We start from the raw sequence: 11,636 nt of genomic DNA, 5'->3' as shown, positions 1-11,636 counted from the left end.
ACTCGACCGACCCAACTGCAACAAAAAGCGTTAGATTTATTGGGAGTTTCCCTGATTTGTACCCAGTAACGGGGCATCAGAAATTCTCTTAATCCCTCCTACAGCATAGGTTATGGCTTTTTGTCAACGGGGAAGTCCAGTAATAAGAGTTTATCTCAATAATTTGGTATCGGAGCTATCAGATTTTTAGGGCTAATTGTGCATCTGCTGGGCTAACAAATTAGCCTGTAATTCAGAGCCGGCAATCGTTTTGACGATTTAGATAAAATTTTCAATGTGACACTTTCGGGTGCGGAATGTGGGCCACAATGTAGGGGCGAACTGCGTTCGCCCAAAAGGTACATTATCAAAGCGCAAGTCCCTTTAAGTAAATTTTGATATAAATTACAGGGCAAGAATGGAGGAGTTTGGGTGGCACAACAGAAACATTGTCCCCATTTACTCGGTTACAGTTTGTCTGCGAGTTGTTAACCATCGATTCAGGGAGCGTGAACTCTCGCTACTGCGCCGACCAGCTAATAGTCCTTCGATACCAATATGCTCATCTAGATCGAGCCATTCGATAGCACATCCATCCGCTAAGAGTTGCCAATTTTGACGCTCGGCGGGGGAGGCGTGCAGTAAACGAGGGTACCATGTTAGCGGAACGGTGATGCTGCGACCGTCGGCTAGGTCGATTATTAATTTATCGTCGGTTAGGGTCACTTGATGGGCAATTGGCTCGGTTTCAAGGGTCAAAGTAATCATGCCATGCGGTTAGGATTGCGGGTTGATGTTCTGTTATTAGTTTAGCAATCTGGTTTAATTCATGTTCTTTGAATCCTCGGTTTTTCTCTAAGGTAATGGGATCAAGCCAATATTTAGCGAGTTTGCGATCGCGTTTGACATGGATATGGGCTGGCTCTCGTTGATCTGAACTGAAAAATATAAAACTGTAAGGCCCAACTTGAAGGACGGTAGGCATGAGAAAAGCTATTTTAAAGGTATATTTAGCTCTATGCTCTTATTATATGTCAATTTCTCTAATTCACAATTACCCACAAAAAAAGAGACCCTTGCAGATATCCTGTTGTAATACCTTCAATTAAAGCTGAGTTTTTGTCTGCCTAGGCGCGGCGGCGCTTGAAGCCAACTCCCAGAGCTACGACAGCCCCCAGTCCGACGAGGGCAGAGGGTTCTGGGGTGGTGGCGGGAGGAGCAGCATCGCACTTAAACCCACAGCTTCAATCAATGTGCATGGTGCGTTCCCCAAAAATCGATCGGTGGAGCAGTAGGAGTCACATTAGGGAACGCACCCTACAAGATCGGCGATCGCACTGCAAGATCGGCGATCGCACTTGTATTAGCGTAAAGTTGCATTTACAAAATGAACCGCCCCACTTGCAGCACAGTTTGCTCCTTGAAATGCAAGAAAAAAACTTCTCTTGCCAGCAATATTTAATCGGGTTGTTTTTAAAATTCCTGAGTTTAGCTCAAAGTTTCCTACATTTTTTCCATCTAAGTATAGTGAAACGAACTGGGAAAAACGACAACGCTCACCATCAGATATTCCAAAAGCCAGATCAAGCTGGGAGAATCTTTGGCCAGAAGAAGTTAAATCACATGTTATTGTTGCCGTATCATAAATCATGTACATAATAGACTTGAATAGCTGCCTTGCTATTGAGACATTACTCTCTTCAAAAAAGACCCTTCCTGATTTAACACAAGTCATCTTGAACAACTTGGTCTGTGCAATCGCAGGAGAACTCAACATATTAGTCAATATTAAAATAGAAGACGCTAGAATTAAATTTGTAACTTTCACCAATTTCCTCCTATGTTTTTGTACAATATCTAAATTAAGTTATGATAGCGCACATCACGGATAAATATCAACTCCTTCCTACTCCCCATCTGAATCTACTTTTCTTAATTAAGTCTTAATCAAATTTAGTTTAAAAAAGCGCTGTAGGGTGGGTTAGCGACAGCGTAACCCACCGAATTGATGATAAAAATGGTCTATTACACTTCGTTAATGCAGCCCACAAGAAGTGCGATCACACTTTCAGTTCCCACATCTTCACAGGAATTATAACTGGAGCATCCCACTTTTGCAATAAGCAATTATACTTAGGCGCAAAATACTTATATGGCAAGCCTTTTCGGGAGTTCATAGATTTTCAACGGTTCTCTAAATTGTGTGATTGGAACCAGAATCGTTACTACAAAAGCCTTCTTACCCTTCTGAGCATTTATACTCATTACATGACTGGGATGCTCCCAATTATAACCTAGTCACATCATGGGTTATTGGTTGGGTTTCGTTCCTCAACCAAACCTACAAGAGTATCGTCGTCATAACTGCACAATATACGGAAACTTTCCATATCTCGCGCCAAATACACATTTTTTTAAAAATCTTTCGGCATATAACCCCATTTAGGCGCGATCGCCAAAACTTTTCCCTATATCACGCCCAAAAGCGTGTTAGCCAGATTAGCTTACTGCAAACAATCTCCTTTTAAGGAGACTTATCACAGAAGCCTTCTAGAAATCTAGCAAAGATTCTTATATCTGGCTGCACTTTGTCACAAAATTTCACTATTATTTCGGGTAAGGTATGGTAAATCCCTTGATAGATTCAATCGGGACTAACTTCTGTGAAAACCGCTATAGATCTCCTGCAAAAATCAAAAATCTGACCTTAAGTGAGGAGAATCCCAGACAGGAGGAGAAAAAAGACATAAAAAATTTAGTACAAATGCTCTGTTCTCCCGGCTCTGGCGCTCCCTAGCTTACCAGAGGTCGATTGCGACGACAATTATCGCAATGACCACAGCGAAAATTATCGGCATTTTCCTGAAAACCAAAGGCATTTAAGAGAAAGTGCCAACGACAGCGACGGGTATAGAGGTAGGGAAACATCTCATTTTTGGGTTTAAAAGTCATCTTGGCGGAATTATGGCGATAAATAAGCCGATAATGAAAAGGATCGAGCCATTCTAGGCGATCGAGACTGTGTAAAAGGGAGAGAATGAGCGCACCATCGGTAAATTCGGCACTAATCGCCTCTACTTTGCCCTCTAGGGGAATTTGGGCTAAAATTTGCCAAGCTTGTCGGTATTGGCGTTCCTGTTGCAAGTTAAAGAATTTTTGCTGGTTTTTATCGCTATTATCTAACCATCCCGTCGGTTCACTAATTAAGGTGAGAGCCTGCATTTTGCCGCCATCGCGACCACCGCGGCCGATTTCCTGTAGGTATTCCGATAGTAAAGCTGGGGGTTGGTAGTGGACAACCCAACGCACATCGGGTTTGTTGATACCCATGCCAAAAGCTGAGGTACAGACAACAAAAGTTAAATCCCCCCGCAGCCAATTTTGTTCTATTTCCCGACGCTGAAAGGGCGATAAACCGGCATGATAGGCACTGGTGCGATAATGGAGAGATTGCAACCATGTCGCTAAATTTTCACTATGGCGACGGGAACGAGTATAGATCAGGCCGGATTGTCGAGGTTGACCGGTGAGGAAGTTTAATAGTTGATGACGACGACAACCGGGGCTAATACATATTTTGGTGCTTAAGTCAAGGTTTTGACGGTAAGGATTTATTAAGAAAAGTTGTGGTTTTTCTAGTTGTAAGATGCGGGTGAGAGTCTCACGGGTGGCGGGGTTAGCGGTGGCGGTAAAAGCAGCGATCGCTATTTGGCTGCCGGCCGGTTTTGATTGCAGCAGAGCGGGACGGACAGCACCGAGACGACGGTAGGCAGGACGAAAATTATCGCCCCACTGGGTTAAACAATGGGCTTCGTCGAGGATGAGAGCGTTAATTTTAACGTGGGGAAGGGTTAATTTTGACCAGAGGGGCGGACTTAAGAGGGTTTCTGGGGAAAGATAGAGAAGTCGCAGGGTTTGATCTGCGATCGCTGCTAAGGTTTTCTTTCTCTGTTGTCGGGGGATTTCGTGATGAATCAGGGCAACGGGTAATTTTTTGGCTAATAATTCCTCCACCTGATTTTCCATCAGGGCAACCAGGGGAGAAATCACTAGGGTTAAGCCAGTTTTTAATAAAGCGGGCAATTGAAAACAGATAGATTTACCGAATCCCGTGGGCATGACAATCAGGGCATCTTTTGCCGCTAGAATTGTCTCGATAATCTCCTGTTGGGGAAAGCGAAAGCTATCATAGCCCCAAATTTTTTGAAAAATAGTCTGGATGCTTTCGGAATCGTGGGGTGTGGGGTGTGGGGTGTGGGGTGTGGGGTGTGGGGTGTGGGGTGTAGGGTGTGGGGTGTAGGGTGTGGGGTGTAGGGTGTGGGGTGTGGGGCGAAGGCTTACGTCTGCTTGACAATAGTATTGTTAGGCGTTAGGATTCGAGCGTGGTGGACTACCACTAAAATTAGCTAAATGCGATGAACAGCGACCATTTGCCCAATATTCATCCCGGTGAAATCCTCAAGTTAGATTTTCTGGAACCGCTCAATATTACCCCCTACAGACTGAGCAAAGATTTAAGCGTAGCTCAAACTCGTATCGGTGAGATTTTAGCGGGTAAGCGTAGTATCACTGCGGATACAGCTTTGCGTCTGTCACGATATTTCGGTAACAGTCCTCAGTTTTGGCTGAATCTTCAAACAGACTACGATCTCCGTCAAGCTCAGGCAAAGAATGCCGAGGTTTATAACCATATTCCCGTCACTCCATTTACAGATGTAGCTTAGGGGCCTAATTTTATCTGGGGGGGGGGACGGGATTAGTGGGGACGGTGGGACTGGGAGAAGCGGCGGGAATGGGGGGATTTTCGGGTTTACGGACTTGGGGGACGGGTGACAGATAGAAAAGTAGGGCGCAAGCGACAAGACTGCCTAATCCTGCCAAAAAAGGTACTGTTCGACCAGCCACCGATTCATTGACCTTATGGTAGCGACGGGAAACTGGCTGCAATTTCAGGGTTAGGTCGGGTAAAGTACGAGTATCAGCAAAAAATTGGTCAATCGCTTCTATCAAATCGAATAACTGCACGGTACTGATTTCTATGTTGACCGGACTTTCTGGGATATTCAAGTCCGTTGATGGATACCAAACCAGACGATGGAGATTATGGTCAATCTTTTCTAGGTACACATGATCTGGTTCATGGACGGGGTCTTGGGGATGACGAACACCGCTTAAAAATTCTTGGGCATACTGACTGACCGCTTGGGCCAAATTTTCCAAGAAAACCCGACCACCTTGCAGGACTTTATTGGCCCCGATTAACCGACATTCTACGTTAGTCAAAATTGAGAGCAAAGGTCGGCTATCACCGGGGTTAGCTGGGGCGAAATCATCGCCGAAACCATCGAGAATCAGGGTACAATTGGGCAGGCTATACTGTCTTCTCATTTTTACACTATCTCCCCATCAAATAAACTAATCCAAAACCGCTGCATTCCCGTCGTACCAGTACAAAATAATAACTGATCGAGGAGGGATAAAGCCAGTTCATTTAAAGCATTTTCATCGGCTAGATAAACCGATACTTTGGCCCGGCGGGGGTTCATGCGACTGCGAAAATTGGAGCGAAATCGTTCTAGGTATTCTGATAAAAGAAAATTATTATCCACGGGTAAACCTTTTGACTCCATCTGTTGCCGCGCTAACAGTAATTGTCGGATGGATATAGCTAGGGGTTTGGCCCGATAACTGGCAATGATAACTAAAGCTTTTGCTTGGTCAAGGGTGAGACGGTCGAGGGTGTAGGAAATTCGCCAGGGATTAGTACAGCGTAAGCGCCAGAAAATAATCCGGTTTTTGACAATTTTATCGAGTCCTAGTTCTTTACAGAGGGCTAACAGGGCCTCCCCGGCACCGACTTCTAAGGATTCCAACGCTAATAGCATTAAATCGATATGCTGTTGGAGATGTAGGGCGCATTGCTGACTGGCAATCGGAAAATCGGGTAAAACGCTTAAAATAACCGGTTTTTCTGGGGCTGATGTTGTAGATTCGGGCGTTAGGCTAGTAGAGGTCATGATATAGGAGAACTAAAACACAAGGGCGATCGAGTCAGGGTATTGTAAATTGTATTGTATAGATAGCTGTCCCCCATTTTACGAGACACGGAAACCGAATGGATCTGAAATCACTGATTCGCGATATTCCCGACTTTCCCAAACCGGGTATTGTCTTCCGCGATATTACTACCCTACTCAATCATCCCCAAGGATTACGTTACACGATCGATACCCTAACGGCAAAGTGTCGCGATTACGGTTTATCCCCCGATTACATTGTCGGTATGGAATCCAGGGGTTTTCTCTTTGGTGTTCCTTTAGCATACCAATTAGAAGCGGGATTTATTCCCGTCCGGAAACCGGGCAAATTACCCGCCGCCGTTCACAGTATCGAGTATGATTTGGAATACGGAAGCGATAGCCTGGAAATTCATCAGGACGCGGTGGCATCCCATCATAAAGTCTTAATTGTCGATGATTTAATCGCGACGGGAGGGACGGCGAAAGCGACGGCCGATTTATTAGAAAAAATTGGTTGCGAGGTGTTAGGATTTGCTTTTATCATCGAGTTAATCGACCTCGGTGGTCGGGAAAAATTACCCGATTTACCGATTATTACCCTCATCGATTATTAGGTTTTTTTCTATGACGGCGACTGATGATAATTATAAGGCTGCAACCGCTCGATCAAGTGCTAATGGGTTACAATCTCTCCTAACTAGCGAAACTTTTTTATATATTGTCAAGCGTGTTCTCCAGGGTTTATTAACTCTGTTGTTGGCCTCGGCTTTGAGTTTCGCTATTATCCAATTAACCCCCGGCGGTTTTCTGGCTTTGCTTGACCTGAATCCCAAGATTAGTCAGGAAACTAAAGAACAATATATTGCCCTTTTTGGTTTAAAAGACCCGCCGATTGTCCAGTATTTTAAATGGTTGTGGCAAGTGGTAACTCAGTTTAATTTTGGTCTGAGTTTTACCTATTTTCGTCCCGTGTCCTCCCTATTATTAGAGAGAATTCCAGCGACGTTATTAATGTCTTTGACTTCCATCATTTTAACCTGGGCGATTGCAATTCCCTTGGGCATTCTCAGCGCCGTCAAACAAAACCAATTTATCGATAAATTTTTCCGAGTTATCAGTTATCTTGGTCAAGGTTTCCCCAGTTTTATCACTGCCCTTTTACTGCTAATTCTCGCCCAAAATGTCTCGCCGCTTTTACCGGTGGGTGATATGACCAGTATTAACTATTCGGAATATTCCCCTATCGGTAAAGTTTTAGATATCGCTTGGCACATGATTTTACCAACTATTGCCCTGACAGTTACCAGTTTTGCAGGATTACAAAGATTGATGCGGGGACAATTGTTAGATGTTCTGCGACAGGATTATATTCAAACCGCAAGGGCGAAAGGTTTACCGGAAAATAAAGTTATCTATGTCCACGCTTTACGCAATGCTATTAATCCTCTGATAACTCTTTTGGGCTTTGAATTTTCCAGTTTGTTAAGTGGGGCATTTATCGCCGAATTTTTCTTTAACTGGCCCGGATTAGGTCGTTTAATTCTGCAAGCTGTGACTGCTAAAGATTTATATTTAGTTATGGGCAGTTTAATGATGGGTGCTACTATGTTGATTATCGGTAATCTTCTGGCTGATTTACTTCTCAAAGCTGTAGATCCTAGAATTAAATTGGAGGATTTAAAGTAGGGGAAATGGGGAAATTTTATCAGTTATCAGTAAACAGTAATCAGTTATCAGTGGGGAGATGGGGAGACCACTGCGTGCGCGTTGCGGGGGGAGATGGGGGAAATTTCAACTAAAACCCCAAAACCCCAAAACCCTAAAACCCTAAAACCCTAAAACCCAACCCCCAACCCCTTTTTTCCTTTTCACTTTTTACTTAAGTAGGGAGGCACAATTATTTGTAGGATGGGTTAGCGGTAGCGTAACATGAGCAGGCGTTGGGTTTCATGCTTCAACCCAACCTACGTTCATCTTATATTTAATTCCACCCACCCACTTAACCAACTATGTTAGCAACTACGCATTATTTACTCAGGTCAAAACAAGACGGACAATACCTAGTGGCGCGTCTGAGAAAAGGTGAAAGCGAAAGTCCGGCCAGTTATCTGCTTCTGTTTAAAGAATCCTACGATGCTTTAAGTTATATCAATACCCATGCTCAGGATTTAGCCAATAATTTTTCTGTGGAAACTCTCTCAGGAACACAATTAAAGGGACTGATGCAGCGATGGGGATTTGCAGGAATTGGTTTAGTTAGTGAACCGTTGGAACCACAGGTGCAGTTTTTAGTCTACGAAAAAGGATTTAATCTCTAAACTATGAAAACGCTGTTAATCACTGGAGTTAGTGGGTTTTTAGGTTGGCATATTTACCAAAAAACTCGCTCATCTTGGGCAAGTTTTGGTACATATTTTAATCACAATGTCAATAGTAATGACCCGAATTTAATTAAAATTAACTTAACAGACTTAGCCGCAGTTAGAGAACTTTTTCAACAGATTAAACCCGACGCGGTAATTCATGGGGCTGCCCAATCAAAACCGAATCTCTGTCAAGAATTTCCCCAAGCATCCGAGGCAATTAATCTGACAGCTTCTCTAGAAATTGCCCGTTTATGTAGTCAATATCAAATACCGCTAGTTTTTACCTCTACCGATTTAGTTTTTGATGGTAAAAATGCCCCCTATTCCGAAAATGATACCGTTTCTCCCGTCAGTGTCTATGGTGAGCAAAAAGTAGCGGCAGAAAAGGGTATTTTAGCAATATATCCTCGGGCGGCTATTTGTCGAATGCCTTTGATGTTTGGTTCCCCTTCTCCCACCGCTAATAGTTTTCTGCAACCCTTTTTAAAAACCCTCCAAGAGGGAAAAGAATTATCTCTATTTACCGATGAATATCGGACGGCTGTTGGGGTTAATAGTGCGGTGAATGGTTTACTTTTGGCATTAGAAAAAGTGCAAGGGATTATTCATCTGGGGGGTAAAGAAAGAGTTTCTCGTTATCAATTTGGTTTACTAATGGCGGCAGTTTTTAACATTTCCATAGAACAAATAAAACCCTGTTTACAGTGCGATGTTCCCATGATTGCGCCGCGTCCGCAGGATGTTTCTCTTGATAGTTCTCTTGCTTTTTCTTTAGGTTATCAACCATTAAGTATTAAAACCGAATTAGAGGCAATTAGAGATGAAATTATCTGAACAAAAGCGGACTATATTAATTATCTTGCTCCTTTTTTTTACCGCTATTCTCATGGCCAATTATTTTGAGGTAGGGATGACAGGAGTGTTAGCTTTTTTCGTTGCCTATCTTTCTAAAGGAATGCGAAAAGTTAAGTAGGGTATGCTGAAAAAGCCTGAAATGCCGATAGGAAAAAGGTAAAATATCCTAAAAGTCCTGCACTGTTTTTATTCAGTACATATGTATAGAATCTCGGCGGCAACTCCATCAGAACCAGAATCATTTGAATTACCCTTTGCAATTTAATTGGCGTATTTACCTGCTTATTTTCCCGACTTCTCTCCTATTTTAGTCTTTTATTAAGTCATTTTTTAAGCATTTGGTTATAAACTTGTCGTGAAAGAATTGGGAAAAACTCTTTATCTTGATAAAACTTTTTTTCCTCTCCAAAGACAACTAAAATATAATGAGCTTTGTTATCAGGACTGACGATAATAGCCGCATCATTTCGATTATTAAATGTCCAGCCCATCTTAGCATAAAATTGAGTGTTAACCGGGAGAGATTGACCTAAAAAGTTTTGGATAGGATTAAAAGGTTTTTCTTTCCACGCTTGAGGATGTAAATCTCGTTTAATTAATTGTTTAATCGCTTGGCTATAAGCTGGCGAAATGGCTTGTTCTTGCTCAATTTCGAGCAGTAATCTAGCAACGCTATAGGTATTTAAATAATTTCGTCTCGGGGGTGAGCTTTTGCCGTTAAGCTGACGAATTTGTTGGTCTGGTCCTGCTGGATCCTCGAGTAGATTGGGGATAGGAAAAGTTTTCTGACTAATATTAAGGGGGTAATTAACAGAATCAACAAAATAGGATGCAAAAAAATCATTAAGAGCATAACGTTTTCTCCTCCATTCGTTGAGTTTTTCTGGTGCGAGGTCTTTTTGACTCGATTTGGTTTGAGTAATGTCATCAACAATAATACTAGCTGATTCATTATCGGAATCTTTAATCATTTTAGAAATAACTTTGAGTTTTTCTGGAGGAATTTGATTCGGCTCAATTCCTTGATAATAATATTGACTATAGAGAACTACTAGCCAGAAAAGCTTGACAATACTAGCCGGATATCTCAATTCACTATCTTGATAAGCAGCATAAGCGCAACATTCAGATTGATTTAAGTCAACTAAACTGATAGATAATTTATCTATTGGTAACTTTCTAGATCGAGCTAAACTTACAATATTGTCAACGATTTTTTGCAATTCTTGATCTTGATAAAAAGTAGGCGACTGTTTAACGTTATAAGTTAGCTGATTAGACTGACTAGGAAGTTGAGGTGTTAAAGGTGTTAGGGACAAATCATTAACGGGCGTTTTTCTGGGCAGATTAGTTGTATTTTGCGAGCTTACTATCAGGTTAATTTGATAATCTAAGTTATCTTCTTGCGTCTCTATGACTAGCGAATAGTCGCCTGTTTCCGACAGAATCGTTTTATAATCTCCTTGAAGATTTTGGTATTTATTACTTGGAAAAACTAGGCTTATTTTTTGATTAGTTGTTAATTGCAATTGCTGTCCTTGAATGCCCTGAAATTCATAACATAGGGTTTTATTGTGATCAACTTTACCTCCAATGGACTTAGGAACACCGTTAATTAACAATAATTTAGTTATCCTACAGGATTCGTTTTTGGAGGAGTTTAAGATGAGATACAGAGCGATTGCAGATGTTACAAAAAAAGAAATTAAGATGGGCAAAAACCTAGACCATTGGATATGGTAAGTCTTCGATTGTGTTCTGACTTTTATTGACTTTCTTCTTTTTCTTTCCATGATTAAGTTCCTACCTTATAGTTAATAATTTTCCAATTTTCACTCTCTTTTTTAAACCAATAGGTAACATTTTTTTGATAAGTCTGGGTTGGGGTTCCACATCCGGCACTTCTGGGACCATGGAGTGTAAGTTGTTCCGTTACATTGACTGTTATTGAAGGTGACGAACCTGAAGGATCAAAAGAGACTATCCGATTAATATTGGAAAAATCATAAGTATAATAACAGCCTTTAGAGCGCAGCCAACCCACTGTCCCCCCACAGATTCCATCATTACATTTTTCTAAGGTATTAGAATAAAGTTCTCCGGTGGCGTATTGCTTCACTAAGCTGTCGTCAAAAGAAGAACCGAAAGCCTGTCTTTTAACTTCATACCAACGTTTAACAAGTTTTGCTGCTTCATCTTGTGTGAGATCATGGGAAGGTGAGGGAGATGGAGAGAGTCTTGGTGTCGGTGTCGGGGAAGAAGCGAGCGTTCCTAAACTTATATCTATCTTAAAAGTTTTAGAACCTTTGGGGGCAGCAATTTGCAGCAAATACTTTCCGTCTTCTGGCAATTTTGTTCCTTGTAAAATTTGATTGTCTGGACTATAAAGCCACACACAGATATCATCATCTGTGTT

Annotated in this window: 15 protein-coding genes; 6 read left to right on the top strand and 9 right to left on the bottom strand. The window is 42.0% G+C overall.

The window, feature by feature from the left end:
- Positions 1 to 438: 438 nt before the first annotated feature.
- The 5 genes from IM500_RS14485 to IM500_RS14465 form a co-directional block, all read right to left on the bottom strand.
- Positions 439 to 747: a DUF2442 domain-containing protein gene (locus IM500_RS14485; RefSeq protein ID WP_002752921.1), complete on the bottom strand. Its 309-nt coding sequence runs from the start codon at positions 745 to 747 to the stop codon at positions 439 to 441.
- Positions 728 to 964: a DUF4160 domain-containing protein gene (locus IM500_RS14480; RefSeq protein ID WP_002763445.1), complete on the bottom strand. Its 237-nt coding sequence runs from the start codon at positions 962 to 964 to the stop codon at positions 728 to 730. Before IM500_RS14480 ends, IM500_RS14485 begins: the two co-directional genes overlap by 20 nt.
- A 142-nt stretch (positions 965 to 1,106) precedes the next feature.
- On the bottom strand, positions 1,107 to 1,157 hold the full coding sequence (locus IM500_RS14475; RefSeq protein ID WP_242034642.1) for a hypothetical protein: 51 nt from the start codon (positions 1,155 to 1,157) through the stop codon (positions 1,107 to 1,109).
- A 185-nt stretch (positions 1,158 to 1,342) separates the two neighbouring features.
- The gene (locus tag IM500_RS14470; RefSeq protein WP_190722176.1) at positions 1,343 to 1,807 is read right to left on the bottom strand and encodes a hypothetical protein; all 465 of its coding nucleotides are present in this window, start codon (positions 1,805 to 1,807) and stop codon (positions 1,343 to 1,345) included.
- Positions 1,808 to 2,772: 965 nt separating this feature from the next.
- A complete protein-coding gene (locus IM500_RS14465) occupies positions 2,773 to 4,200 on the bottom strand; it encodes a RecQ family ATP-dependent DNA helicase (RefSeq protein ID WP_287738773.1) in 1,428 nt (475 codons plus the stop codon).
- Between the two features lie 194 nt (positions 4,201 to 4,394).
- Here IM500_RS14465 and IM500_RS14460 point away from each other — a divergent pair, with 194 nt between their 5' ends.
- Entirely contained in the window at positions 4,395 to 4,703 is a 309-nt protein-coding gene (locus IM500_RS14460; RefSeq protein WP_190722284.1) for a HigA family addiction module antitoxin, read from the top strand.
- A 10-nt stretch (positions 4,704 to 4,713) separates the two neighbouring features.
- Here IM500_RS14460 and IM500_RS14455 read toward each other — a convergent pair whose 3' ends face one another.
- Positions 4,714 to 5,367, bottom strand: a complete 654-nt coding sequence (locus IM500_RS14455; protein WP_287738770.1) for a DUF4335 domain-containing protein — start codon at positions 5,365 to 5,367, stop codon at positions 4,714 to 4,716.
- A 2-nt stretch (positions 5,368 to 5,369) separates the two neighbouring features.
- Positions 5,370 to 5,996, bottom strand: a complete 627-nt coding sequence (locus tag IM500_RS14450) for a DUF3038 domain-containing protein (RefSeq protein WP_147070481.1) — start codon at positions 5,994 to 5,996, stop codon at positions 5,370 to 5,372.
- Between the two features lie 98 nt (positions 5,997 to 6,094).
- Here IM500_RS14450 and IM500_RS14445 point away from each other — a divergent pair, with 98 nt between their 5' ends.
- From IM500_RS14445 to IM500_RS14425, 5 genes are all read left to right on the top strand, one after another.
- A complete protein-coding gene (locus IM500_RS14445) occupies positions 6,095 to 6,613 on the top strand; it encodes an adenine phosphoribosyltransferase (RefSeq protein WP_002737799.1) in 519 nt (172 codons plus the stop codon).
- Positions 6,614 to 6,623: 10 nt separating this feature from the next.
- Positions 6,624 to 7,685 (top strand): ABC transporter permease, encoded by a 1,062-nt coding sequence (locus IM500_RS14440; protein ID WP_012266768.1) that lies wholly within the window; start codon positions 6,624 to 6,626, stop codon positions 7,683 to 7,685.
- Positions 7,686 to 8,008: 323 nt separating this feature from the next.
- Positions 8,009 to 8,317 (top strand): hypothetical protein, encoded by a 309-nt coding sequence (locus tag IM500_RS14435; protein ID WP_287738767.1) that lies wholly within the window; start codon positions 8,009 to 8,011, stop codon positions 8,315 to 8,317.
- Between the two features lie 3 nt (positions 8,318 to 8,320).
- Complete coding sequence (locus IM500_RS14430) at positions 8,321 to 9,199, top strand: SDR family oxidoreductase (RefSeq protein WP_012266769.1); 879 nt, start codon at positions 8,321 to 8,323, stop codon at positions 9,197 to 9,199.
- Positions 9,186 to 9,338: a hypothetical protein gene (locus tag IM500_RS14425; RefSeq protein WP_172970502.1), complete on the top strand. Its 153-nt coding sequence runs from the start codon at positions 9,186 to 9,188 to the stop codon at positions 9,336 to 9,338. Before IM500_RS14430 ends, IM500_RS14425 begins: the two co-directional genes overlap by 14 nt.
- Before the next feature lie 205 nt (positions 9,339 to 9,543).
- Here IM500_RS14425 and IM500_RS14420 read toward each other — a convergent pair whose 3' ends face one another.
- Both IM500_RS14420 and IM500_RS14415 read right to left on the bottom strand, forming a co-directional pair.
- The gene (locus tag IM500_RS14420) at positions 9,544 to 10,842 is read right to left on the bottom strand and encodes a serine hydrolase (protein ID WP_287738765.1); all 1,299 of its coding nucleotides are present in this window, start codon (positions 10,840 to 10,842) and stop codon (positions 9,544 to 9,546) included.
- A gap of 173 nt (positions 10,843 to 11,015) precedes the next feature.
- Positions 11,016 to 11,636 (bottom strand): ARC6/PARC6 family protein (locus IM500_RS14415; RefSeq protein ID WP_287738763.1); only part of this gene is annotated, 621 nt, incomplete at its 5' end.

Origin of the sequence: Microcystis sp. M179S2 (assembly GCF_020245805.1) — a bacterium.
GTDB classification, from domain to species: domain Bacteria; phylum Cyanobacteriota; class Cyanobacteriia; order Cyanobacteriales; family Microcystaceae; genus Microcystis; species Microcystis aeruginosa.
The sequence above is the reverse complement of the archived record's forward strand: the minus strand, read 5'-3'. Positions and strand labels throughout refer to the sequence as shown.